This window comes from Streptomyces sp. NPDC052079 (assembly GCF_040680275.1).
Lineage (GTDB): Bacteria > Actinomycetota > Actinomycetes > Streptomycetales > Streptomycetaceae > Streptomyces.
Genome location: NZ_JBFAWL010000013.1, coordinates 61,700 through 85,420, shown reverse-complemented (window position 1 = coordinate 85,420; position 23,721 = coordinate 61,700). Strand labels below are relative to the sequence as shown.

General features: G+C 71.7%; 25 protein-coding genes and 3 pseudogenes. 17 read left to right on the top strand and 11 right to left on the bottom strand.

From position 1 onward, the window contains the following. Positions 1-88: 88 nt before the first annotated feature. On the bottom strand, positions 89-1,435 hold the full coding sequence (locus AB0L56_RS20035) for an FAD-dependent oxidoreductase (RefSeq protein WP_365424964.1): 1,347 nt from the start codon (positions 1,433-1,435) through the stop codon (positions 89-91). 203 nt (positions 1,436-1,638) lie between these two features. On the opposite strand from AB0L56_RS20035, the gene AB0L56_RS20030 reads away from it, so the two are divergent. After that, positions 1,639-2,106, top strand: a complete 468-nt coding sequence (locus AB0L56_RS20030) for a DUF6214 family protein (RefSeq protein ID WP_361023708.1) — start codon at positions 1,639-1,641, stop codon at positions 2,104-2,106. Between the two features lie 23 nt (positions 2,107-2,129). Here AB0L56_RS20030 and AB0L56_RS20025 read toward each other — a convergent pair whose 3' ends face one another. Continuing rightward, positions 2,130-2,792, bottom strand: a complete 663-nt coding sequence (locus AB0L56_RS20025) for a DUF305 domain-containing protein (protein ID WP_365424962.1) — start codon at positions 2,790-2,792, stop codon at positions 2,130-2,132. A gap of 210 nt (positions 2,793-3,002) precedes the next feature. Here AB0L56_RS20025 and AB0L56_RS20020 point away from each other — a divergent pair, with 210 nt between their 5' ends. Continuing rightward, positions 3,003-4,505 carry a hypothetical protein gene (locus AB0L56_RS20020; protein WP_361023702.1) on the top strand — a complete coding sequence of 501 codons (1,503 nt, stop codon included), beginning with the start codon at positions 3,003-3,005 and terminating at the stop codon, positions 4,503-4,505. On the opposite strand, the gene AB0L56_RS20015 is transcribed toward AB0L56_RS20020, so the two are convergent. The 4 genes from AB0L56_RS20015 to AB0L56_RS20000 all read right to left on the bottom strand — a co-directional run bounded on the left by AB0L56_RS20015 (position 4,493) and on the right by AB0L56_RS20000 (position 7,943). Then, complete coding sequence (locus AB0L56_RS20015) at positions 4,493-5,170, bottom strand: helix-turn-helix domain-containing protein (RefSeq protein WP_365424959.1); 678 nt, start codon at positions 5,168-5,170, stop codon at positions 4,493-4,495. The two genes, AB0L56_RS20020 and AB0L56_RS20015, sit on opposite strands and share 13 nt — an antisense overlap. A gap of 429 nt (positions 5,171-5,599) precedes the next feature. Continuing rightward, entirely contained in the window at positions 5,600-6,271 is a 672-nt protein-coding gene (locus AB0L56_RS20010; protein ID WP_365424957.1) for a phosphatase PAP2 family protein, read from the bottom strand. A 74-nt stretch (positions 6,272-6,345) separates the two neighbouring features. After that, positions 6,346-7,287, bottom strand: a complete 942-nt coding sequence (locus AB0L56_RS20005) for a M56 family metallopeptidase (RefSeq protein ID WP_365424955.1) — start codon at positions 7,285-7,287, stop codon at positions 6,346-6,348. A gap of 92 nt (positions 7,288-7,379) precedes the next feature. Continuing rightward, positions 7,380-7,943, bottom strand: coding sequence for a DUF5134 domain-containing protein (locus AB0L56_RS20000; protein WP_365424953.1), 564 nt, complete (start codon positions 7,941-7,943; stop codon positions 7,380-7,382). Between the two features lie 122 nt (positions 7,944-8,065). On the opposite strand from AB0L56_RS20000, the pseudogene AB0L56_RS19995 reads away from it, so the two are divergent. Continuing rightward, positions 8,066-8,254 (top strand): annotated as a pseudogene (locus tag AB0L56_RS19995) (FUSC family protein); the annotation flags it as partial. Beyond that, entirely contained in the window at positions 8,254-8,829 is a 576-nt protein-coding gene (locus AB0L56_RS19990; RefSeq protein WP_361023687.1) for a MarR family transcriptional regulator, read from the top strand. The pseudogene AB0L56_RS19995 and the gene AB0L56_RS19990, both read left to right, overlap by 1 nt. 39 nt (positions 8,830-8,868) lie before the next feature. Here the strand turns inward: AB0L56_RS19990 and AB0L56_RS19985 are convergent. Beyond that, positions 8,869-9,475 (bottom strand): annotated as a pseudogene (locus AB0L56_RS19985) (VOC family protein); the annotation flags it as partial. Positions 9,476-9,676: 201 nt separating this feature from the next. Between AB0L56_RS19985 and AB0L56_RS19980 the strand changes: the two are divergent. Then, positions 9,677-10,591, top strand: coding sequence for an N-acetyltransferase (locus AB0L56_RS19980; RefSeq protein ID WP_365424950.1), 915 nt, complete (start codon positions 9,677-9,679; stop codon positions 10,589-10,591). Positions 10,592-10,600: 9 nt separating this feature from the next. Here the strand turns inward: AB0L56_RS19980 and AB0L56_RS19975 are convergent, their stop codons facing one another. Further along, entirely contained in the window at positions 10,601-10,999 is a 399-nt protein-coding gene (locus tag AB0L56_RS19975; RefSeq protein ID WP_361023681.1) for a VOC family protein, read from the bottom strand. 83 nt (positions 11,000-11,082) lie between these two features. Between AB0L56_RS19975 and AB0L56_RS19970 the strand changes: the two genes are divergently transcribed. Beyond that, positions 11,083-11,625, top strand: a complete 543-nt coding sequence (locus AB0L56_RS19970) for an N-acetyltransferase (protein WP_365424948.1) — start codon at positions 11,083-11,085, stop codon at positions 11,623-11,625. Positions 11,626-11,646: 21 nt separating this feature from the next. Here AB0L56_RS19970 and AB0L56_RS19965 read toward each other — a convergent pair whose 3' ends face one another. Continuing rightward, positions 11,647-12,330 carry a glycerophosphodiester phosphodiesterase family protein gene (locus AB0L56_RS19965; protein ID WP_361023675.1) on the bottom strand — a complete coding sequence of 228 codons (684 nt, stop codon included), beginning with the start codon at positions 12,328-12,330 and terminating at the stop codon, positions 11,647-11,649. Between the two features lie 253 nt (positions 12,331-12,583). Here AB0L56_RS19965 and AB0L56_RS19960 point away from each other — a divergent pair, with 253 nt between their 5' ends. The 4 genes and pseudogenes from AB0L56_RS19960 to AB0L56_RS19945 all read left to right on the top strand — a co-directional run. Then, entirely contained in the window at positions 12,584-13,981 is a 1,398-nt protein-coding gene (locus AB0L56_RS19960) for a DUF6421 family protein (RefSeq protein ID WP_365424946.1), read from the top strand. Between the two features lie 38 nt (positions 13,982-14,019). Further along, the gene (locus AB0L56_RS19955) at positions 14,020-14,766 is read left to right on the top strand and encodes an SDR family NAD(P)-dependent oxidoreductase (RefSeq protein WP_361024271.1); all 747 of its coding nucleotides are present in this window, start codon (positions 14,020-14,022) and stop codon (positions 14,764-14,766) included. Continuing rightward, on the top strand, positions 14,763-15,839 hold the full coding sequence (locus AB0L56_RS19950) for a low specificity L-threonine aldolase (RefSeq protein WP_365424944.1): 1,077 nt from the start codon (positions 14,763-14,765) through the stop codon (positions 15,837-15,839). Before AB0L56_RS19955 ends, AB0L56_RS19950 begins: the two co-directional genes overlap by 4 nt. Before the next feature lie 149 nt (positions 15,840-15,988). Then, positions 15,989-16,105 (top strand): annotated as a pseudogene (locus AB0L56_RS19945) (cytoplasmic protein); the annotation flags it as partial. 30 nt (positions 16,106-16,135) lie between these two features. Here the strand turns inward: AB0L56_RS19945 and AB0L56_RS19940 are convergent. Beyond that, the gene (locus AB0L56_RS19940) at positions 16,136-16,864 is read right to left on the bottom strand and encodes a lysophospholipid acyltransferase family protein (RefSeq protein WP_361023665.1); all 729 of its coding nucleotides are present in this window, start codon (positions 16,862-16,864) and stop codon (positions 16,136-16,138) included. Positions 16,865-17,172: 308 nt separating this feature from the next. Between AB0L56_RS19940 and AB0L56_RS19935 the strand changes: the two genes are divergently transcribed. From AB0L56_RS19935 to AB0L56_RS19920, 4 genes are all read left to right on the top strand, one after another. Next, positions 17,173-17,469, top strand: coding sequence for a thioredoxin family protein (locus AB0L56_RS19935; protein WP_365425100.1), 297 nt, complete (start codon positions 17,173-17,175; stop codon positions 17,467-17,469). A 214-nt stretch (positions 17,470-17,683) separates the two neighbouring features. Then, positions 17,684-18,193, top strand: a complete 510-nt coding sequence (locus AB0L56_RS19930; protein ID WP_361023662.1) for a flavin reductase family protein — start codon at positions 17,684-17,686, stop codon at positions 18,191-18,193. Between the two features lie 218 nt (positions 18,194-18,411). Then, a complete protein-coding gene (locus tag AB0L56_RS19925; RefSeq protein WP_365424941.1) occupies positions 18,412-19,200 on the top strand; it encodes an electron transfer flavoprotein subunit beta/FixA family protein in 789 nt (262 codons plus the stop codon). Between the two features lie 61 nt (positions 19,201-19,261). After that, complete coding sequence (locus tag AB0L56_RS19920) at positions 19,262-20,224, top strand: electron transfer flavoprotein subunit alpha/FixB family protein (RefSeq protein WP_365424939.1); 963 nt, start codon at positions 19,262-19,264, stop codon at positions 20,222-20,224. A gap of 71 nt (positions 20,225-20,295) precedes the next feature. Here the strand turns inward: AB0L56_RS19920 and AB0L56_RS19915 are convergent, their stop codons facing one another. After that, positions 20,296-21,198: an endonuclease/exonuclease/phosphatase family protein gene (locus tag AB0L56_RS19915; RefSeq protein ID WP_365424937.1), complete on the bottom strand. Its 903-nt coding sequence runs from the start codon at positions 21,196-21,198 to the stop codon at positions 20,296-20,298. 145 nt (positions 21,199-21,343) lie between these two features. Between AB0L56_RS19915 and AB0L56_RS19910 the strand changes: the two genes are divergently transcribed. The 3 genes from AB0L56_RS19910 (at position 21,344) to AB0L56_RS19900 (ending at position 23,462) form a co-directional block, all read left to right on the top strand. Continuing rightward, the gene (locus AB0L56_RS19910; protein WP_365424935.1) at positions 21,344-22,648 is read left to right on the top strand and encodes an aldolase/citrate lyase family protein; all 1,305 of its coding nucleotides are present in this window, start codon (positions 21,344-21,346) and stop codon (positions 22,646-22,648) included. A 77-nt stretch (positions 22,649-22,725) separates the two neighbouring features. Beyond that, the gene (locus AB0L56_RS19905) at positions 22,726-23,223 is read left to right on the top strand and encodes a DUF2975 domain-containing protein (protein ID WP_361023651.1); all 498 of its coding nucleotides are present in this window, start codon (positions 22,726-22,728) and stop codon (positions 23,221-23,223) included. Beyond that, entirely contained in the window at positions 23,223-23,462 is a 240-nt protein-coding gene (locus tag AB0L56_RS19900) for a helix-turn-helix transcriptional regulator (RefSeq protein WP_361023648.1), read from the top strand. The genes AB0L56_RS19905 and AB0L56_RS19900 overlap by 1 nt, the downstream gene beginning before the upstream one ends. Positions 23,463-23,721 lie beyond the last annotated feature (259 nt).

The window sequence follows — 23,721 nt, the reverse complement described above, 5'->3', positions numbered from 1 at the left end:
CCACGGACCGGCCGGGCCACCGTGCCCGAACCCTCCGCGGCGCGCCCTTGCCCTCCACCGCCGACAGATCGCCCAGCCGCCGGCGGAGCTACGCCTCGGCTCCCCGTGCCGCTGCGAGCAGGTTCTCCCAGTCGGGCAGTTTCACTGTGCTCCGGCCCAGGGACGCGCCCAGGTGCGCCTCGGCTCGCTCGATGGCCTGCCAGCCGTGCCAGTCGACCGGCTCGATTCCCTCGGCCCGCAGCGCCGTCAGGGGGTCGCCGGGCAGGTCGCGGGCCCTGAGGAGGGGCGCGTCACGCAGCAGGGACGTCACCGTCTCCTTGGCGCAGGACCGGTTCGAGCCGATGACGCCCGTCGGGCCCCGCTTGATCCAGCCCGCCACATACTCGCCCGGAGCGACGGCGCCCCCGCGCAGCACCCGCCCGGCGAGGTGCGGCACCGTGCCTCGCGCGGGGTCGAACGGCAGTCCTTCCAGCGGCACCCCGCGATACCCCACCGACCGCAGCACCAGTTGCGCCTCGATCTCCTCGAACCGCCCGGTGCCCGTGATCCCGCCGTGTCCGTCCGGCGCCGTCCGTTCGAAGCGCACCGCGCCCACCCTGCCCCCGCGGGCGATCAGCTCGACCGGGCGGAGGAAGAAGCGCAGACGGATCAGACGCCGGGCGTCCGGCTCCGCCGGCCCTCCGGCCCAGCCGCGCAGCACCTCGACGTTGCGGCGCTGGGGTGCGGGCAGCGCGGACGGGTCCGTGTACGCGGGATCCAGCGCGGACTCGTCCGGATCCACGGCGACCGCCGTGTCCGGCAGCGTCCCCAGCTCGCGCAGCTCCTTCGTGGTGAACCGGGCCTGGGACGGACCCCGCCGGCCCACCATGTGAACGAGCCTCACCCCGCTCGCCGCGAGAGCGGTCAGGGCCGCGTGCGGCATGTCGGTCGGGGCCAGTTCCGTCACGCCCCGGGCCAGCATGCGCGTCACGTCCACGGCGACGTTCCCGACGCCGATGACCACCGCCGACCGCACTCCGCGCAGGAAGCCGTCCTGGACCGTGTCCGGATGCGCGCTGTACCAGGCGACGAACTCGGTCGCCGACCAGCTGCCCGGCAGATCCTCACCCGGGATGCCCAGCCGCCGGTCCGTGGCGGCCCCCACGCAGTACACCACCGCGTGGTACAGCTCCCGCAGCCGCGCGACCGGCACGCCGCCCGGCCCGACCGGCACCCCGCCGAGGAAACGGACCCGCTCGTGCTCCAGCACCGCGCGCAGGTTGTTCTGCAGGGACTTGATCTTCTCGTGGTCCGGCGCCACGCCGTAGCGGACCAGGCCGTACGGGCACGGCAGCCGGTCCAGGACGTCGACCCGGACATCGGGGTCCTGCTGGACCAGGCTCTGGGCGGTGTAGCACCCGCTCGGCCCGGAACCGATCACGGCGACACGCAGCACGGCGGAACTCCTCACCCCTGGGGATCGACAGGAGATCGCTGCATGTCTCCCAGCATGGCACCGTCCGCACTCCGCTGACAGGGTGCCGTCCCCCGGACGGGGAGCGTGTTCCTACGGAGGGAAACTGATCACACGGTTACGTTGCGTGTGTGCTCGAGGCATCTTTTCTTCATCTTTCCGATCGCTCTCCGGCGGAGGGTGCGGTGTCCGTGTGGCCCGCGTGGGAAGTACGGGAGGGGGAGCGGGCGACCCGCTGGCTCCATGTGCGGCTGGACTTCGGCGACGGGGCCCGGATCGACGCGCTCGCGATGGTGTGCGAGGGGTGGGTCTGCGTCGAGGACGTACAGGCCCGGCCCGCGCTCGCCCTCGAGGACCTGGCGGTGCTGGCCGACTGGATCGAGGGCCCGCTGGCCCGCGCCTGCGGTGCCGAGGCCGGGCCGGACCCCGGGGACGACGCCGGTACGGGTGCGCACCGTGACGGCTCCGCCCGGCCGCGGGGCACGGAGGAGCGGCGGCTCGCCGCGCGGGTGTACCGCGCGGCCCAGGAGCGGGGGACCGATCCGGTGCTGGCGGTGATGGCCGAGACCGGGTACAGCAGGCGCGGTGCGCTCCGTCTCATCGGACGGACGCGCGACGCGGGTCTGCTGTCCCCGAGACACGCCCGCCGCTGAGCCGCCGCCGGACCGGCGCGCCGTCACATGAGGTCCCGCATCCGGCTGATCTCACTCGTCTGCTGGGCCACCACGTCGTCCGCCATCTCCTCGACGACGATGTTGTTGCCCTGCCCCTTCACCTCGGTGGCCATCGTGATCGCCCCCTGGTGGTGAGTGATCATCAGGGTGAGGAACAGTTGGTCGAAGGCCTTGCCGTCGGCCGCGCGCAGCTGCTTGAGCTGGGCCTGCGTGGCCATGCCGGGCATCGTCGCGTGGTCGTGCCCGTGCCCCTGGTCCCGCTCCGCCTTGCCGTGGCTCTTCAGCCAGCCCTTCATCGCCTTGATCTCCGGCTGCTGGGCGGCGGCGATGCGCTCGGCCAGCTTGACGACCTTCGGCGATTCGGCGCGGTCGGGTACGAGTTCGGTCATTTCCAGCGCCTGCGCGTGATGCTCGATCATCATCCGCGCGTACGTCACGTCGGCGGAGTTGGGGGAGTCGTCCTCCGCCCGCTGCCGCGAGGCCTCCTCGGCCGACAGGGTCCGGTTGGCCTCCCCGGGTCCCCCGGGAGCGATGACCGAAGGACCGCTCCGGGCGGCCGACTTGGAGTCGTCCGAGCCCGAGTCGCAGCCCACGAGCCCGAGGACGGCCCAGGCGGTCAGCCCGGCGGCGACGGCGGACAGGCGTGGCACACGGCGGTGGTGCACAAGGACCTCCTGTAGCTCGGAGTACGGACCCCTCTGGGGGAGGGCGGCTGGACACCTCGTGAGTGTCGACGACCGTCCTAGCACGCTTCCGCGCAACTCTGATCAAAAAACGTCCTTGTGATGGCGCGGCCCCCTGTTGGTATGTGCATGTCCAGACGATACTGCGCATGCGAAAACCGTTCAGAAGTGAACGGAACCAGGGAGGAAACAGTGATCCTGTTGAGAGATTCCCGAACCCGGCGCAGACGGCTGGGAGTTGCCGCGGTGGCAGGCGGTCTGCTGGCCGCGCTGCTCACCGCCGCGCCGGCCGGGGCGATCCCCGACCCCGGGGACTCGCCGGCCGACGGCAAGGCGGTCTCGCGCAGCGACCAGGCCGAGGCGCGCGAGGCCATCAAGAGCGGCGAGATACCCGCCCAGGACGAGGTCGTCCACTCGGACAACATCAAGCACGTGGCCAACATCCCCAAGGATGCGCTGCCCGGCACCAATTCGGACCTGGCCTTCCAGGGCCGGTATGCCTTCGCCGGCAACTACGACGGCTTCCGCATCTTCGACATCAGCAACCCCAAGGCGCCCAGGACCGTGGCCCAGGTGCTGTGCCCCGGCTCGCAGAACGACATCTCCGTCTCCGGCGACCTGCTGTTCCTGTCCACGGACTCCTCGCGCAGCGACAGCAGTTGCAACAGCACCACGCAGCCGGCGACCGAGAAGTCCTCCTGGGAGGGCATGAAGGTCTTCGACATCAGCGACAAGCGCAACCCGCGCTACGTCGCCGCCGTCGAGACCGCCTGCGGCTCGCACACCCACACGCTGGTGCCCGAGCGCAAGAACGTCTACATCTACGTCTCCTCGTACTCGCCCAACGCCGCCTACCCCGACTGCCAGCCGCCGCACGACGGCATCTCCGTCATCAAGGTCCCGCGCAACGCCCCGCACAAGGCGGCGCTGGTCGGCTTCCCGGTGCTGTTCCCGGGTGAGGGCCCGGACGGCGGCGGCAACCCGGGCGGGCCCACCAACCCGGGTGTCTCCAAAACCACCGGCTGCCACGACATCACCGTGCTGCCGTCCAAGGACCTGGCCGCCGGTGCCTGCATGGGCGACGGCATCCTGTTCTCCATCAAGAACCCGGAGCGTCCCCGGGTGATCGACCGGGTGCAGGACAACGTCAACTTCGCGTTCTGGCACTCGGCGACCTTCAACCAGGGGGCCGACAAGGTCGTCTTCACCGACGAGTTGGGCGGTGGCGGCGCCGCCACCTGCAACGCGGACATCGGCCCGAACCGCGGCGCGGACGGCATCTACGACATCATCGGCAAGGGTGACCGCAGCAAGCTGGTCTTCCGGAGCTACTTCAAGATCCCGCGCCACCAGGCGGACACCGAGAACTGCGTCGCCCACAACGGCTCGATCATCCCCGTCCGGGGCCGCGACCTGATGGTCCAGGCCTGGTACCAGGGCGGCGTCTCCGTCTGGGACTTCACCAACTCCGCCAAGCCGAAGGAGATCGCCTACTTCGAGCGCGGCCCGCTGACCACCGACCGGATCGTCACCGGCGGATCCTGGTCGGCGTACTACTACAACGGCTACATCTACTCCAACGACATCGCCAAGGGCTTCGACGTCCTGAGGATCGACGACCGGCGTACGGACCCGGCCCGCTGGGTCCACATGCGTGAGCTCAACGTCCAGACGCAGCCGGACTACTTCGACTGAGCCTCCGGCTCCGTCGCGAAGAACCGGGCCATGTCCGTCCGGTCCTTCTCACACGTCCCGCCGGGCGCCGCGGTGTCCGGCGGGACACCCATGGCCCAGTCGAGCCGGTAGCGCTTGAACAACTCCGCGCGCAGCACCGGCACGGGCATCGGCGCCCCCGGCATCAGGGCCGCGTAGACGGCACCCATCAGCAGGGCGCGCAGCATCGGATAGTCGGACTCGACATCGCGGGAGCCGTGCCGGGCGACGGTGTCGCTCAGCAGTTCGGCCAGCCGCCGCTGCTCGGGGCAGGGCACAAATCCCTCGGCCTGCAGCAGTCCCGCCATGTGCTGGCGCATCAGCACCGGCCGGTCCCGCGCCAGGCCCAGGACCGCGTCGATGGCCCGCGCCATCCGCTCCCGGCCGTCCTCCGTGCACGGCTCGCGCTCCAGGGCCTCCTCCAGCGTCCGGTGCATCAGACGGTGCACGGCGGACTGCACCAGCTGGCGTTTTCCCGGGAAGTAGTACGAGACCAGGCCGCGCGCGGAACCCGCCCGGTCGGCGATGTCGCCGAGCGTCGTCGCCTCGTACCCGTGCTCGCTGACCAGCTCGACGGCGGCGTGCAGAAGCCGCTCCTTCGAACGCCTCCGCAACTCTTCATTGACCAGGGCGCTGCGCGGGGACATGCTGGACTCCTGCGTTGACTGGCTGCCAGCCAACTATACTCAACGCATCCGACCGGGCCTCAGGGCCCGGTCCGGGCTGCCGTCCGCCTCGGGCGACGCGGGGGATCGTCCGAGGCGGACGGCCTTTGCCTGGCTTAGGGCCTGTCCGGCGGGATCATGCCGGGGACGCTGGGTCTGGTGCGCCCATCTGCGGCGTTGTCGTCGGTCGCCGACTCCCCACTCTCGACTTCGCTCGAGCGGGGGGACCGCCATCGCGTCGACTCCCTCCGCCTTGCAGCTGAACGCACCGGACCCCGCTCACCTGGGTTGCACGGCGCCGCCCCTTTCCCCCGACTTGGTCCGCCGGACAGGCCCACGCGCCGGTCGGGGCGCCTACGGGCGGGGCGGGCCCGGCCCGTAGGCGCCGCACGGAATGCGGGTTGCCGCGGTTCAGGGGTGACGCTGCCTGTGCATGCCCACCGCCGCCGTCACCAGCAGGGCGCCGAACAGCCAGCCGCCCAGGACGTCCGTCGGCCAGTGGACGCCCAGCCAGACGCGGGTGAGGCCCACGCCGGTCACCGAGACCACCGCCACCGCCAGCGCCGCGTACCACAGGGCGCGGTCGATCCCGTGATGGTGCAGCAGCCACAGCAGAAGCCCGCACACGACCGTCGCGGTCATGGCGTGGCCCGAGGGGAAGGCCGCGTAGTGCGCGGAGTCGACCGGGTCGGGCCAGACCGGGCGGGCACGGCCCAGCGCGGCCTTCAGGCCCTGCTGCACGGCCGTTGCGACGGCCACCGTCAGCACCAGCCACACCGCGCTCCACCGGTCCGCGTACCGCCACACCAGCAGTCCCGCCGCCACACCGCACAGCACCCGCATCGTCCACGGGTCCCAGACCCAGTCCGTCAGGATGCGGGCGGCCCGGGTCAGCCCGGGTTCCGCCACCGCCCAGCGGTGGGCGGTGCGGGAGATGTCGCCGTCCAGGCCGAGCAGCGGTCTCCACTCGACGGCGACCAGGGCCAGCAGCAGTGCCGAACACACGGCCAGCGCTCCGGCGTACAGGACGGCGGGACGGTGCTGCGGCGGCCTGGGCGGGGATGTGGTGTGGGGGATGCTCATGGGGCGATCCTTGTCGACCGGCGGCTTCCGGGGCCAGTCATGTCACCGCCGCCGGCCCCTTCCCGGCCCGCGGACTACCCCAGTGCCCGCAATCCCGGTACGAACGCCACCAGGAGGGGCACCACCGGTACCAGCGACGCGACGGCGGTCAGCCGCAGCCGTCGCCCCGCGGTCAGCCGGTCCGCGGGAGTCAGCAGCCGGTGCACCCGGGCCGGAACCTGGGCCTGCGCTTCCGCGTGCGGCCCGGGGCCGAACACGCCACGGTGCTCGTTGAGTTCCACCAGGGCGAGGGCCGTGGTCAGCCGGCCGAAGCGGCGGGACGCCGTGTCGTCGGCGGCGAGTTCGACGAGCCGGTGCATCTCCTCGCGGAACGCCGCGAACACCGGCACCTGCGGGAAGCCTCCCGCCAGTGCGGACGAACAGTGCAGCAGCCAGTCGTGCCGGGCGCGCGCGTGCCCCCGCTCATGGGCGAGGACGGCGTCCAGCTGCCGGCCCTTCAGGCGGCGCAACGCGGCCGTGGTGACGACCAGTCGGGGCGGGGTGCCGGGCAGCCACCACGCGTCGGGCCGCTCGCCCTCCAGGACCACCAGCCGGTCGGTGCCTGGCTCCTCTCCCGGCAACAGCGGTGCGCGCAGCCGCAGCTGAGCCCGGCGGGCCCGCCGCCGCGCGCGAGCCCGTACGACCTCCCGGACCAGCATCGCGGCGCTCCACAGCCCCCCGCACGCCAGTGCCACCGCGGTGGTCTTGGCCCAGAGTCCCGACGTGCCCAGGGAGTACGCCTCCACGACCGCGCTGGGTGCGGTGGCGAACACCTGGCCGCCTACCGCGTGCCAGGCGGCCGCCGCGCTGAACGTCATCGACAGGGCGCAGCACAGCAGTACGGCCGCGATCACGCACTGCCACGCCCACAGCGCCACCACCGGTTCACGGTCGGGCCAGTCGGCCCGGGCGAGCAGCCGGGGACCCACGACAGCGGTCAGGACGCCGAGCAGCAGCAGGACCGCGGGGAGGATCATGTGTGCAGCCTATGAGCGCGGGCTGCCCAGGGGTACGAGGTCGGGACCCGAAGTGACGCAGACAACGCCCCGGCGCGGCCACCGGACGGCCGTCATATCGTCAGCAGCATCGCCACCATCGCGATGCCCATGGACAGCCGGCAGACCCGCGCCAGTTCCGGCCGGTCGCCCCAGCCGGGCTCCGGGCCGCTCCCCGCCGGGGCGGTCACCGGCACCAGACGCGCGCCCGTCACGAGGACGTACGCGACGAAATAGAGCAGCAGGGCCCCGGTCAGCAGGGGTATGCCCGCGCCGCCGGGCCCGGGTGGATGTCCCTCCCCGTGGCCGGGGGAGGCCAAGGCCATGGTCACGGCCATGTACACCATCGCCCCGGCGCCCATCAGATGGTGCAGATGGCGGGCGCCCGTGCGGGCCGCCCACAGCGCGTGCAGCCCGGCCGCTCCGAACACCGCGGCGTGGGCCGGCCAGGCCCAGGACGGGGGGCTGAACACCGTCGCCGGCACGGCCATCACGGCCATGCCGAAGCCCATCAGGGCCTCGCCGCCCGCGGCCCGGCGCTGCTCCTCCACAGAGCTGCGCATCCGCAGCAGACAGTAGACGCCGGTCGCCGCGCAGAGCGCGACCAGCAGCCACCCGGAGGACCCCGGTCCGTGCACACCCACCTCCCCCTCGATCCGTACGGCGGTCGGTCAGGGGATGCCCAACCCCGGCGGCGGGCACGCGAGCGCACAGGGGTATGCGGGGAGCGTTCGGGGGAGCGCAGCAGGTCAGCAAACCGGCCCTGGCCGAACTGCGCGCAACCACCGACGCCGCGTCCGGCGAGTGGTGGCGGCGCACCCCGGCGCAGGAGCGGGTCGCGCTCGCCGAGCAGGCGGGACACCGTACGCTCGCGGCGACGGTAGACGGTACGACGCCGGGGCGAGCTCCCGGACCCGGCACGGGCACGCACACGGAGGATGCACGGCCATGACGGCGACCGAGGGACCACGGGCGAGAGGCGAGGAACCTTCGCCGGGCGACGGGAATCCGCCCGGACGGAGGGGCGACACCGTCGCCGCGGTCGTCCGGCAGTGGCGGGCCGTCCACCCCGGCCTGGACACCGGCCCGATGGAGGTCATCGGCCGCATCAACCGCTGCGCCGCGCTTCTCCAGCAGGCGGAGGACGCCCCGCTGCGCCGGGCCGGGCTCTCCCGCGCGGAGTTCGACCTGCTCGGCGCGCTGCGCCGCACCGGCCACGAACTGACCCCGAGCGAGCTGGCCCGGGAGACCTTCTCCTCGGGCGCCGCCGTCACCAAGCGCCTCAAGCAGCTCACCGAGCGCGGGCTGGTGGAACGCCGGGGCGACGCCCGCGACCGCCGGGTCGCCCACGTCCGCCTCACCGACGCCGGACGAGACATGGTCGACGGCCTCCTGCCCGCGCAGCTGGCCTACGAGACCGCCGTGCTGTCCGGTCTGGACAGCCCGGAACTCGGCGAGTTGGCCGCCCTGCTCGGCGCACTGCTCGGACAGCTGGAGGGCCGCCTAGGCGCACTCCGCGTGTGACGGCACCCCCGGCCCCGCGCCCCCTTCCGGCGCTATCACCGCGGGGGCGTCCACGTCGTCGACGGCGAAGTACGGCCGCCAATGCGCGGGCACCTCGTGCGGGAACTTCTCGTCCATCCTCACCATGCCGCCGAAGTCCGCGCTCCACGCCCCAGCGGGGCGCAGGGACGGGTCCACGCGCCAGCCGAACACGGCGGTACAGAAGGCCACGGCCCCCTGGGACGCACGGGTCAGCAGCTCACCCCTGCCCGGTGACCCCGGGACGTCGAACGCCCCGGCGCCCGGGAAGGTGCCCGCCCTCCACGCGACCGGCTGGAGCGCCATCCACGCCCCACCGGGGCGCAGGGACGGGTCCACGCGCCAGCCGAACACGGCGGTACAGAAGGCCACGGCCCCGTGGGGCGCACGGGTCAGCAGCTCCATCCAGCCCGGTGACCCGGGACGTTGAACGCCCCGGCGCCCGGGAAGGTGCCCGCCCTCCACGCGACCGGCTGGGACTCCCGGTACAGCGGTGCTCGTGCGGCGACCGGTGCGTCACCGAGGCGGGCGACCCTGCAGCCGCCCGCCTCCTGCTGCTGATCCCGGGGCGGCGGCCGAACAGCCGTGTGGAGAAGCGTGCGGCCGACTGGAGGTCGGTGGTGCCCAGCTCGGCTCAGCAGGGCCCGCCGATCACGGTGCGGACAGTTCCATGGCGCTCCTTGCGTCCCTCCGCACACCAAAGCCGGCCCCCGCCCCCGGCCATCCCGCGCGAAACCGGCTGGCGCTTGCCCGCGGTCCGGCCGTACTCTCGCCCCGTACCGCACCGCGTGGCGGCCCCCGGCTCCTTCACCCTGCCCGGAGGTACCCCGTGCCCGCGCTTGCCGTACGTCCCTTCCGCCGCACCGATCGCGACCAGCTCACCGACCTGGTCAACACCCATGTCGCGGCCGTCGTCCCCGGCGTCTCCGTCTCCGTGAACACCGTCCTCGGCGACCTGGAGCGCCAGCCCGGCGAGTTCATCACGGACCCCTGGGTGGCCGAACGCGCGACGCTCGTCGCCGAGCTGCGCGGACACGTCGTCGCCGGCGCCCATCTGCTGCGCTACCGCGCCGACGCGGAAGTCGGCGAAAGCTACCGGGACGCCGGGGAGATCGACTGGTTCGTCTGCCGCCCGCCGGCCTCGTTCCTGCCGGACGCCGCCGACGCCGGGCACCTCCTGATGCGGGCCTGTCTGGCCCTGCTCGCCCGCTGGAACGTCCGCGTCCGCTACGCCGACGGGGCCCTGCCGGCCCCTGTCGTGTACGGACTGCCCCGGAACTGGCCGCATGTGCGAGCCGTCTACGAGGCCGCGGGCTTCCGGCATGTCGGGGACACCGAGGTGATCCTCCTGGCCCGCGTGGCCGACCTGCCGCCCGACGAGCCCGGCGAGGACGTCACCTTCCTGCGCACCGTGGGGGAGTGCGGCACCCGCTTCACGGCGTACACGGACGGCAGCGCCCGCGGCTTCATCGAGGTCGACACGGCACTGGCCCGCCCCGAACGCCTCACGCGGGCCGCCGGCCTCGCGGACGTCGGCAACCTCCACATCGAGCCCGCCGCCCATGACACCGGCCTGGAGGAGCGGCTGCTGGCCCACGCCGCCGACTGGCTCCGCCTGTGCGGCGTGGACCGTCTGGCCGCCTACGAGCCGGAGACCGACCGGAGCATGCTCGAAAAGCTCACCCGCTGCGGTTTTCGCGAACTGACCCGCACCGACCGCGGCTGGGAACACCGCCCCGGCTGAACGGCGCCGTCAGATCCCCGGCCGGTACCGCAGCGGATGGTCGGCCGGGACCTCGACGAGGACGATCGGCGTCCCGTCCGGATCCGCGATCCACATCTCGATCAGCCCCCACGGCTCCCGCACCGGGGGACGGACGATGCCGACCCCCTTGGCCTCCAGCTCCTGGTGCGCCGCCGCGAGGTCCTCGACCTGGAGCCACAGCCGGACGTCCGGCGACCCGGCCGCAGCGGCGTCCGAACGGCCCGAGAGCTCCAGGAACCCGCCGCCGAGGAAGTAGACGGTGCCGCGCCCGGGGCCCGTACCGAACTCGCGGTGGACGGCCAGGCCCAGCTGTTCGCCGTAGAAGGCGCGGGAGCGGTCGGGATCGGTGGGGCGGAGCAGGACGCGGCTGCCCAGTACATGCACCATGCGGCCGAGCGTAACGGCCGGGTTAGTCTCGTCCCCGTCCGAGCCACGCCGCAGGCGGCGCACACGAACCGGGAGACCCGCCCATGGAATCCGCCACCGACACCGCACTGACCTTCCGCGACGCCACCGACGCCGACGTGGACGCCCTCGTAGCGCTGGTCGACTCGGCGTACCGGGGAGACGCCAGCCGGGCCGGGTGGACCACCGAGGCGGACATCCTGCAGGGGCAGCGGACCGACCCGGAGGCCGTGCTGGAGGTCGTCAAGTCGCCGGACAGCCGGTTGCTCACGGTGGAGCGCGAGGGCCGGATCGTCGCCTGCTGCCAGCTCGAACACCGCGGTGCGTACGCCTACTTCGGGATGTTCGCGGTCAGCCCCGCCCTCCAGGGAGCCGGACTCGGCAGGACGGTCCTCACGGAGGCGGAGCGCCGCGCCCGCGAGACCTGGGGCGTGGACGAGATGCACATGACGGTCATCTCCGTGCGGGAGGACCTGATCGCCTGGTACGAGCGGCGCGGCTACCGCCGTACGGGGAGGATGACGCCCTTCCCGTACGGCGACGAGCGCTTCGGCATCCCGCAGCGTGACGACCTGCAGTTCGAACTGCTGGTGAAGGAGCTGGCCTGACCGCCGCCCGCACCGGACTGGTCACGCGGTGAAGCGGCCGGTGCGTTTGATCTCCGGGTAGTCGGTGGTCGCCCCGTCGAGTTCCAGGGCGCGGACCAGCCTCAGGTGCTCCTGGGTGTTGACCACCCAGCCGTGGACCGCCAGATCCGCCTTCCGCGCCCGCTCCACGACCTCCAGGGTGAGCCGGCGGATGTTGAGACAGACGGTGGAGGCGCCGGCCGCGACCGCCCGGTCCACGACGTCGGTGCCGTAGCGGCTGGCGACCAGCGCCGTGCGCACCCCGGGCACCAGCCGCGCGATCTCGGTGATCGCCTCGTCGTGGAACGACGCGACCTCCACCCGCCCCGCCAGGTCCCGCTCGTTCATCACCTCGGCGAGCGCCCGCGCCGCGCGCACGTCCTTGATCTCGGCCTGGAGCGGTGCCCGGACGGCCTCCAGGACCTCGTCGAAGAGGGGGATGCGTTCGCCGTGCCCCGCGTCCAGGGCGCGCAGTTCGGCGAGTGTCTTGTCGGCGACGAGGCCCGTGCCGTCCGTCGTGCGGTCCACTTCCGTGTCGTGCAGGACGACGAGCGCGCCGTCCTTGCTCAGATGCAGATCGAGTTCGATGACGTCCAGGCCCGCCTCCTGGGCGGCGACGAAGGACCGGAGGGTGTTCTCGGGCTCGACACCCATGACTCCGCGGTGACCGATGGTGAGGAAGTTCAAGATCCGACTCGCTTCCGTCGACGGCGGCGGGGGGCCGCGTCCCTACGGCCCTCAAGGACCGTATCGCCTGTGCCCGCCGCGTCCAGAGGCTGAACATCGATTGCACACAGCGTCGTCCACACAGGTGTTCCGCAGTAAAAAATGCGGTGGAGGCAGGGGTGCGGCAGGATAATTTCCCGAGGGGCCCCTTGCTGGGAGAAACCCTCTGTGTATACGGTCGTCATACGCGAGGTTCTCCCGTGGAGGATGGGGCATGACGGAAATTCTTGTGCAGGTGGGTACCGGGGGGAAGATTCCTTCGGTGACCAGGGTGATCGAGCACCCGGCATGGCCCGTGCTCAAGGATGCCGCGGAGCGGATCCGGCCCTGGCAGTCCAAGGACGGTTCCATCGACTTCGACGCCGACGGAGCCCCGGAGCGTGCCGACGCCGAGCGCGCGGTGCGGGCCGTGATCGGTGCCGTCGAGGAGCTCTCCCCGCTGCTCCCGCACGACCGTGCCTACCACGAGGCCCTGGCCAAGGACCTGGCCCGCTGGGCCGAGGGCGGCTTCCAGGTGCCCGACTTCCTCGACTCGCTGCTGGCCTTCCAGCCCGCCGCGAACCGCGTGGACGGCCTCCAGCACCTGGTGGTCTTCCCGATGTACACCCAGAACGGCAACCCCGACCGCAATCTCGAGGCGGTCGTGCTGCGCATGGTCTGGCCCGACTGGCTGGCCGAGCTGGAGCGCACCCGCTACGACAACCCGCTGTTCTGCGGCATCACCTTCGAGGACTTCACCGCGGGCTACGACACCAACTCCGCGGTCCTCTTCCCCGAGACCATCGCCGTACGCGAGGCCCCCGAGCGCTTCACCTGGGGCGGCATCTTCTGCGACCGCGAGGCGGCCCGTTTCCGCCGCGTCACCGAGGCCGCCGTCGACATCCTGGGCCTGGAGCTGCCCGAGGACGTCGCCGCCATGGTGCACGACCAGAAGCGCTGCGAAGAGGCGTTCGTGCTCTGGGACATGGTCCACGACCGCACCCACAGCCACGGCGACCTGCCGTTCGACCCGTTCATGATCAAGCAGCGCCAGCCGTTCTGGATGTACGGCCTGGAGGAGCTGCGCTGCGACCTCACCGCCTTCAAGGAGGCCGTGAAGCTCGCCGGCGACGGTGTCCCGCAGGCCCGTGACGTCCAGGTCGCGGTGCTCTTCGACCGGATGTTCCGCTTCCCCGTCACCGGCGAGCGGACGCGCAACTACGACGGCCTCGGCGGCCAGCTGCTCTTCGCCTACCTGCACAAGCACGACGTCGTCCGCTGGACCGACAACAAGCTCTCCATCGACTGGGAGCGCGCCCCGCAGGTCACCAACCAGCTGTGCGCCGAGATCGAGACGCTGTACCGCGAGGGCATCGACCGTCCCAAGCTCGTGCACTGGTTCGCCGGGTACGAACTGGTCTCCGCCTATCTCTCCCCGCATCCGGGCTCCAAGTGGGCCAAGGGCCCCGACGCCCTCGACCTGACGCTGCCGCCGCGCAAACTCGTCGATGACGTGCTTCCGGACGAGTTTCCGCTGAGCATGTTCTATGAGGCACTGTCCAAGAAGCTGAAGAATGTGATCGCCTCTACCAAGGGCATCACGGCGGACGGTGCCGAGCGGGTCGCCGCGTGAGCGATCTCGTTCACAACACTGCTCAGGAGGCGAACATCATGGGGAACGGGGCGCTTGACGGTGCGGTGATCGCGGTCGCCGGCGCGGGAGGACCCGCGGGACGGGCGGCACTGCTGAGGCTGGCCGAGGCGGGGGCGACGGTCGTCGGCTCCGACAACGACCCGGAGCGTCTGGCGGAAGCGGTCGACGCGGCACGCTACGCGCACGGCGGCGCCACCGTCATCGGGGACACGGTCGACCTGCTGGACCTGGACTCCACCCGCGAGTGGGCCACGCGGACCGAGAAGGAGTTCGGCCGGGTCGACGGCCTGGTCCACCTCGTCGGCGGCTGGCGCGGCAGCGAGACCTTCACCAAGACCAGCCTGGACGACTGGGACTTCCTGGAACTGCTGCTGGTGCGGACGGTGCAGCACACCAGCCTCGCCTTCCACGAGGCGCTCCAGCGCAGCGACCGCGGCCGGTACGTGCTGATCAGCGCGGCCGGCGCGAGCAAGCCCACCGCGGGCAACGCCGCCTACGCCGCCGCCAAGGCCGCCGCCGAGGCGTGGACGCTGGCCATGGCGGACTACTTCCGCAAGGCCGGGGGCGAGCAGGGACCGACGTCGGCGGCTGTGATCCTGGTGGTCAAGGCGTTGGTGCACGACGCGATGCGCGCCGACCGCCCCAACGCGAAGTTCGCGGGCTTCACGGACGTCAAGGACCTGGCCGAGTCCATCGTCGGTGTCTGGGAGAAGCCCGCCGCGGAAGTGAATGGAAAGCGTCTGTGGCTGACCGAGAAGCCGTGAACCCACCGAGGACCGACGCGCGTCGTCATCACGACCCGGACGCCCGCGGTTTCGCCAGCGACAACTATGCCGGGGCCCATCCGGAGGTGCTCGCCGCCCTGGCCGTGGCCAACGGCGGGCACCAGGTCGCGTACGGCGAGGACGCCTACACCGAGAACCTCCAGCAGGTGATCCGCAGCCACTTCGGGCCGACGGCCGAGGCGTTCCCGGTGTTCAACGGCACCGGCGCCAACGTCGTGGCGCTCCAGGCCGTCACCGACCGCTGGGGCGCGGTGATCTGCGCCGAGAGCGCCCACATCAACGTGGACGAGGGCGGGGCGCCGGAGCGGGTCGGCGGGATCAAGCTGCTCACCGTGCCCACCCCGGACGGCAAACTGACCCCGGAGCTGATCGACCGGCAGGCCTACGGCTGGGACGACGAGCACCGCGCGATGCCGCAGGTGGTCTCCCTGGCCCAGGCCACCGAGCTGGGCACGGTCTACACGCCCGACGAGATCCGCGCCATCTGCGAGCACGCCCACGCGCACGGCATGAAGGTGCACGTCGACGGTTCCCGGCTGGCCAACGCCGCCGCCACGCTGAACGTGCCGCTGCGCACCTTCACCAACGCGGCCGGGGTCGACCTGCTCTCGCTGGGCGGCACAAAGAACGGCGCCCTCTTCGGCGAGGCCGTCGTCGTCCTGAACCCGGACGGCATCCGGCACATGAAGCACCTGCGCAAGCTGTCCATGCAGCTCGCGTCCAAGATGCGCTTCGTGTCGGTGCAGCTGGAGGCCCTGCTGGCCCGGGACCTGTGGCTGCGCAACGCCCGGCACGCCAACGAGATGGCGCAGCGGCTGGCCGAGGGCGTGCGCGCCGTGCACGGGGTGGAGATCCTCTACCCGGTGCAGTCCAACGCCGTCTTCGCGCGGCTGCCGCGCGAGGTGGGCGAGCGCCTGCAAAAGCGGTTCCGCTTCTACTTCTGGGACGAGGCGGCGGGCGATGTCCGCTGGATGTGCTCCTTCGACACCACCGAGGACGACGTGGACACATTCGTCGCGGCGCTCAAGGAGGAGATGGCCCGCTGGGCCTGACTGTATAAAAGTGCGGTCGACCGGCAATGCATTGACTGCCGGTCGGCCGCATCTCTATGCTCTGCCGACATGCAGCTGATCCAGCCAACGCCGGACCTCTCCGCGTATTCGCGAGACGGCCGCGCGGCTCGCCGCATGCGCGGCTGACGCTGGAGGGCATGGCACCGATGCCGGTCCCCGAGGTGGAGACGGCGGCCGCCGAACTCGCCGGTCTGCTGGAGAAGTTCAGCCCCGGGGCACGCGTCACGGTCCACCCTGCGGCCTGACCGGCGCCGACGGGCCGGCGGCGGAACGGGTCAGTGCGCCTCGGCCCGGCGGACCTGCTCCGGGGTCGGGGCCGTGCCCCCGAGGTGGGCCGGCATCCACCAGGTGTCGTCCGGGCCCTTGGGCCGCACCGGGTATGCGCGCTGCGCCGCCTCCAGGAGCTCCTGCACCCGCTCGCGCAGCTGGCGGGTGATCGCCCCGGCGTACTTGTCCTTGGACGCCTCCAGCGCCTCGCCCACGCGGATGGTGACGGGCGTGTGGCTGCGTCGGAAGTTGCGCGGGTGGCCCTTGGTCCACAGTCGCTGAGTGCCCCACACGGCCATCGGGATCAGGGGTACGCCCGCTTCCTGCGCCAGGCGCGCGGCGCCGGACTTGAAGCTCTTCAGCGTGAACGACTGCGAGATGGTGGCCTCCGGGAAGACGCCGACGATCTCACCCGACCGCAGCGACCCCAGCGCGTGCTCGTACGCCGCCTCGCCCTGCGCACGGTCCACCGGGATGTGCTTCATGCCGCGCATCAGCGGCCCGGAGATGCGGTGACGGAAGACCGACTCCTTCGCCATGAAGCGCACGAGCCGCTTCTGAGGAAGGGCCGCCAGGCCGTTGAAGACGAAGTCCAGATAGCTGATGTGATTGCTCACCAGCACGGCGCCGCCCGTGCGCGGGATGTTCTCCGAACCCTGGCAGTCGATCTTGAGGTCCCACAGCTTGAACAGGGTGCGGGCGAAACCGACGACGGGCCGGTAGACGAGTTCTGCCATGGGCGGGTAAGGACCCTTCCTTCTCTGCCTGGGAAGGGGACTCCCAGTCGAAGTTACGCAGCCGTAGGTTTTACGGCTTGTCGCAGATGGTGCCCCAAGAACGGCTGGTGAACCAGCCCCGGCGCCCGTCGGCGGCGAGATTCTCGTCACGTCCGCCCCCGGCCCACCTCGATCTTTGTGCGCCCACCGGGAATGCGGGAGGCCCTCCGGACACTTGAAACGGCTGACAGGACAGCCATGGCGGGAGAGGTCGAGTGCGAGGTCCGGACGGAGCGGGACGAGCCGGGGCGAGTGCGCCGCAGACGGAACTGGGCGGCGAGCTGGGTGCCCGGTTGGGGGAGCGTGCCACCCTGGTGCAGTTCTCCAGTGCCTTCTGCGCACCCTGCCGGGCGACCCGCCGTGTACTCGGCGAGGTGGCCGGCCTGGTGCCCGGCGTGACCCACGTGGAGATCGACGCCGAGGCCCGGCTGGACCTTGTGCGCCGCCTCGGAATCATCCGCACGCCGACCGTGCTGGTCCTCGACGCGGCCGGCCGGGTCGTACGGCGCGCCGCCGGACAGCCGCGCAAGGCGGATGTCATCGCCGCGCTCGGGGAGGCGGTGTGAGGGCCTTGGGGACCACGGTGAGGGATCTCCCACATCACCGGACCGACTTGACTGTGCATGCCACCCGTCGTCAGCCTGACTCCATGCCTCGGGAACTCCTTCGCCTCCGGCGGGTACCCGGCCGTCCGGCGGCCGCCCGCGCCGCGCGCGTGCGCCGACCGGGCCGGTGAGCAGCCGCGAACCCGCTCGTCGTCTCCCGCAGAAGGACAGTTTCATGACGGCCCCGTCCGACCTCGGCACCGCCCGGCCCGCCTCGCCCGAGCTGTTGCGCTCCGTCTTCCGCAAGCATGCGGCGGGCGTCGCGGTGATCACCGCGCGCGGTCGCCGGGGGCCGGTCGGCTTCACCGCCACCTCCCTCGCCTCCGTCTCCGCCGAGCCCCCGATGCTGTCGTTCGGGGTCGGCACGGGCGGCTCCAGCTGGCCCGTGATCGCGACGAGCGAGCACGTCGGCGTGCATGTCCTCGGGGAGCACCAGCAGGAGCTGGCGGCTACCTTCGCGCGCCGCGGCGCCGACCGCTTCGGCCCGGCCACCGCCTGGCGGGAGGGACCCGAGGGCGTGCCCGTCCTGGACGATGTGCCGGCCTGGATGGTGTGCAAGGTGGTGGCGCGGGTGCCCGCCGGCGACCACCGGATCGTGATCGCCGAGGTCCTGCTGGGCGACCCGTCCGGCCAGGGCCGTCCGCTCCTCTACCACCAGGGACGCTTCAACGGTCTGCGCGACTGAGCCGGGCTCCTTCCTGGTCGCGGACCCGTCGAGTTCCGGTTACGCTGCGTTGCGAAGGTCACAGTTCAAAGCGCTTGCTTAGCAGGAAAGAACTGGGTGTACTGACGAGTAATATTTCGTTCGGAGCGTGGGTCGCCCCGACCGGGATCGCCCGCTTCAGGCGCCTATGCTGCCTGTAGGCAGGCAGCCAGAAATGACGATGCAGTAGGAGAGCCGGCGTGAGCTTGAGGATCGTTGTCACTGTGAAGTACGTGCCCGACGCCACTGGCGACCGGCACTTCGCCGATGACCTGACCGTCGACCGTGACGATGTGGACGGTCTGCTCTCCGAGCTGGACGAGTACGCGGTCGAGCAGGCGCTGCAGATCTCGGAGGATTCCGACGACGACGTGGAGATCACCGTGCTGACGGTGGGCCCGGAGGACGCCAAGGACGCGCTGCGCAAGGCGCTGTCCATGGGCGCCGACAAGGCCATCCACGTCGAGGACGACGACCTGCACGGCACCGACGCCATCGGCACCTCCCTGGTCCTCGCCAAGGCCATCGAGAAGGCCGGCTACGACCTCGTCATCTCCGGCATGGCCTCCACGGACGGCACCATGGGCGTCGTACCTGCCCTGCTGGCGGAGCGTCTGGGCGTGCCGCAGGTGACCCTGCTGTCCGAGGTGTCCGTCGAGGACGGCACGGTCAAGGGCCGTCGTGACGGCGACGCCGCCTCCGAGCAGGTCGAGGCCTCCCTCCCCGCGGTCGTGTCGGTCACCGACCAGTCGGGCGAGGCCCGCTACCCGTCCTTCAAGGGCATCATGGCGGCCAAGAAGAAGCCGGTTCAGTCCTGGGACCTGTCCGACCTCGACATCGACGAGGACGAGGTCGGCCTGGAGAACGCCTACACGGTCGTCGAGTCGGCGGCCGAGCGTCCGGCCCGCACCGCGGGCACGATCGTCAAGGACGAGGGCGAGGGCGGCAAGCAGCTCGCCGAGTTCCTCGCGAGCCAGAAGTTCATCTGAGCCAAGAGCTCGACTCGCGTCCCGCCCCCGCACACTTCGCAAGCAGGAGAGAAGAAGTCCCATGGCTGAAGTTCTCGTCTACGTCGACCACGTGGACGGTGCCGTCCGCAAGCCGACCCTGGAGCTGCTGACCCTGGCCCGCCGCATCGGCGACCCGGTCGCCGTCGCGCTGGGCAACGGCGCCTCCGACACCGCCGCCACGCTCGCCGAGCACGGCGCGGTCAAGGTCCTCACCCACGAGGCCCCCGAGTACGCCGGCTACCTCGTCGTGCCGAAGGTGGACGCCCTCCAGGCCGCCCACGAGGCCGTCTCACCGGCCGCCGTGCTGGTGTCCTCCTCCGCCGAGGGCAAGGAGATCGCCGCCCGTCTGGCGCTGCGCCTGGGCTCCGGCATCATCACCGACGCCGTCGACCTGGAGGCCGGCGACGAGGGCCCGGTGGCCACGCAGTCGGTGTTCGCCGCGAGCTACACCACCAAGTCCCGTGTCTCCAAGGGCACGCCGGTCATCACGGTCAAGCCGAACTCGGCCGCCGTGGAGGCCGCCCCGGCCGCCGGCGCGGTCGAGCCCCTGAGCGTCACCTTCTCCGCCCAGGCGACCGGCACCAAGGTCACCGGTCGTACGCCGCGCGAGTCGACCGGCCGTCCCGAGCTGACCGAGGCCGCGATCGTGGTCTCCGGCGGCCGCGGTGTCAACGGCGCGGAAAACTTCGCGATCATCGAGGCCCTCGCCGACTCGCTCGGCGCGGCCGTCGGTGCCTCGCGTGCCGCCGTCGACGCCGGCTGGTACCCGCACACCAACCAGGTCGGCCAGACCGGCAAGTCGGTCTCGCCGCAGCTGTACATCGCCTCCGGCATCTCCGGCGCGATCCAGCACCGCGCCGGTATGCAGACCTCGAAGACCATCGTGGCCGTCAACAAGGACGCCGAGGCCCCGATCTTCGACCTGGTCGACTACGGCATCGTCGGTGACCTGTTCGACGTCGTCCCGCAGCTGACCGAGGAGATCAAGTCCCGCAAGGGCTGATCACCCCTCCGTCCGTCCGAGGCCCCCGCGACCGCTAGAACTCAAGCTCCGGTCGCGGGGGCCTCGGTGTGTCACACGGTCAGCGCCGCCTGGACCGGGAGATGGTCGCTCGGGAAGCGGCCGTCCACCGCGAAGGTGTTGATGGACGCCCGGTGCACCGTGACGCCGGGGGTGACCAGGATCCAGTCGATGCGCGGACCGTCCGGCACCGGCGGCCGGTATCCGTGGAATGTCCCGTACGCCTTCCCGCGTTCGGCGGCCGCGTCCCAGGTGTCGACCAGCCCGGCGTCGAGCAGCGTGTCGTACACGGGGTTGCCGTGCGCGGCGACGTTGAAGTCACCCGTCACCACGACCGGCAGCGAACGGGCCAGCGCCCCGACGCGCTCGGCGATGAGGGCGCCGGCCCGCTCCCGGGCGTACTGGCTCGCGTTGTCGAGATGGGTGTTGAGGACGTAGCACTCCCGGCCGCCCTGGCGCAGGTCGCGGAAGCGGACCCAGGTGACCATACGGATGGAAGCGCCGCCCCAGGTGTTCGATGCGATCACGTCCGGGGTGCCGGAGAGCCAGAAGTGGTCGTAGGCCAGCGGGACGAGCCGCCGGGTGTCGTAGAAGACGGTCATGAACTCGTCCTGGCTGCCGCCGGCCCGTCCGGTGCCGATCCAGTCGTAGGACGGTCCGAGATCGGCCTCGATGTCGCGCAGCTGCTGGTACAGGCCCTCCTGGGTGCCGATGACGTGCGGGCGCTCACGGCGCAGCAGTCGCCGCATCACGGGCCTGCGGGCGGCCCAGCTGTGCGGCTCGGCGGTACTCGCGAACCGCAGGTTGAACGACATGACGTCCAGGGGACGGTCCCGGCGCTCGTCCGCGGAGGCGGGAGCGGAGGGCAGTGCTGTACTGGACAGCGGAAGGGCGACCGAAGCGGCGAGCGCGCCCTTCAGCACCGGACGGCGCGTGACACGGCGATGAGTCGGCACGGACAAACGGTCGCAGATAGACGTGAACATGACTAGAGGGCGGCGGGCCGGATCACGGGACGGTGTTGACCGGCGAGGAGGTCGCCCGATAGCTTCTTTCAACAGATTGTTGATTCCGTGTCGCGGAATTCCGGGAGGGTGTCGCATGGGTCACGGTCAGCAGGATCGGGTGCCGACGAGTCTCGCGGATGCCGTCACCGAGGAGCTCGGGGCCTGGCTCGCACCGGTCGACGCCGAACTCGAGCGCCGCTACCCCGGAGACCCCGGCACCCGCCAGCCCGTCCACACCGTGTACGTCCCCGCCGACGCCTTCGCCGCCGACACCCTCCGTACCTGGGGCGACCGGGCCCTCGCCGCACTCGACGAACACGCCCCGGACGCCGCCTCCTTCGCCTCCGTCCTCGGGCTGGACGGCGCGCCGGCCGAGGACGTGTACGGACGTGTCCGCGCCAAACTGGAGCGCGAGCCGGTCGAGGACCTGCGCATCGACTTCGAGGACGGCTACGGCAACCGCCCCGACGCGGAGGAGGACGCGCACGCCGCCCGTGCGGCCCGGCTCGTCGCCGAGGCGTACGCGGCGGGCACCGCCGCCCCGTACACGGGCATCCGCATGAAGTGCATGGAGGCCGCCGTCCGCGACCGGGGCGTCCGCACCCTCGACATTTTCCTCACCGGTCTGCTGGAAGCCGGAAGCCTGCCCGACGGGCTGGTGCTGACCCTGCCCAAGGTCACCTATCCCGAACAGGTCGCCGCCATGGCCCGGCTCCTCGACGCGTTCGAGAAGGCGCGCGGCCTCGAGCCCGGCCGAATCGGCTTCGAGATCCAGATCGAGACCAGCCAGTCCATCCTCGCCGCCGACGGCACCGCCGCCGTCGCCCGCATGATCCAGGCCGCCGGCGGACGCGCCACCGGCCTGCACTACGGGACCTTCGACTACAGCGCCTGCCTCGGCGTCTCCGCCGCCCACCAGGCGAGCGACCACCCGGCCGCCGACCACGCCAAGGCCGTCATGCAGGTCGCCGCGGCGGGCACCGGCGTACGCCTCTCGGACGGCTCCACCAACGTCCTGCCCGTCGGCCCCACCGCACAGGTCCACGACGCCTGGCGCCTGCACTACGGTCTCACCCGCCGCGCCCTCGCCCGCGCCTACTACCAGGGCTGGGACATGCACCCCGGCCACCTCCCCACCCGGTACGCCGCCGTCTTCGCCTTCTACCGCGAGGGCTTCGAACAGGCCGCCGCCCGCCTCGCCCGGTACGCCGGCCGCGAGAGCGGCGACGTCATGGACGAGCCGGCCACCGCCAAGGCCCTCGCCGGTTACCTGCTGCGCGGCCTCAACTGCGGCGCCCTGGACGACGCCGAGGTCGCACGGGCGACCGGCCTGACCCGTGCCGCCCTGGAGGGCTTCGCCTCACCCCGCCGGGGCGGCCTGACGGCCTCCGCCCAGTAGTCCGGTCCCGGCCGCCCATTTGCCTCACCTATCGAATCTCGATAGATTTCCATCGTGGTTCGAGTGGAGGAGGAGCGATGGGACGGCTGACCGTGCTCGCGCTGCGTGCCGTGATCGTGATGCTGCTGGCGGGTTCACTGGCCGTGCAGACGGTGATGGTTCCGCTGCTGGCGAGCGATCTCGACGGACTGGACGCGGAGTACGGCTACCTCCGCACCCCGCTCCTGCTCGTCGTGGTCCTCTTCGTCATGGCGGCGCAGACCGTCCTCGTCTGCGTCTGGCGCCTGGTGACGATGGCCCGGCAGGGAACCGTCTTCTCCCACGCCGCCTTCCGCTACGTGCACATCGTGATCGGCGCCTTCGTCGCCGCGGCCCTGCTGGTGTTCACGCTCGGAGCGCTCCTGGCGCCGGGCGAGGCCGTGGCCCCGGGCATCGTGCTCCTGCTCGGCGGGGCCGGGCTGGCGATCCTGGGCATCGCGCTCATCGTGCTGGTCCTGCGGATGCTGCTCGCCCAGGCCGTCGCGCGCGACGTCGAGGCATCGCGGATGCAGGCCGAACTGGCCGAGGTGATCTGATGCCGATCGCCGTCGACATCGACGTGATGCTGGCCAAGCGGAAGATGTCCGTGGGCGAACTCGCCGAACGCGTCGGCATCACACCGGCCAACCTCGCGGTGCTCAAGAACGGCCGCGCCAAGGCGGTCCGCTTCACGACCCTCGCCGCGCTCTGCGAAGTCCTCGACTGCCAGCCCGGCGACCTGTTGCGCTGGGTGCCCGAGCACACCCCGGCACCGTCGGACGCCGGTTCCCCCTAGGGCCTGTTCGGCGCGGGGGAAGGGGGCGGCGCCGTGGAACCCGGGTGACCGGGGCCTGGTGCGTCCAGCTGCGCGGCGGAGGAGGGAGTCGACGCGATGGGGGTCTCCCCGCTCATGGGGGTCCCCCCGCTCGAGCGAAGCCGAGAGTGGGGGAGAAGTCGAGAGTGGGGGAGTCGGCGACCGACGACAACGCCGCAGATGGGCGTGCCGGACCCCGCGTCCCCGGCATGATCCGCCGGAGAGGCCCTACGCTGTACGC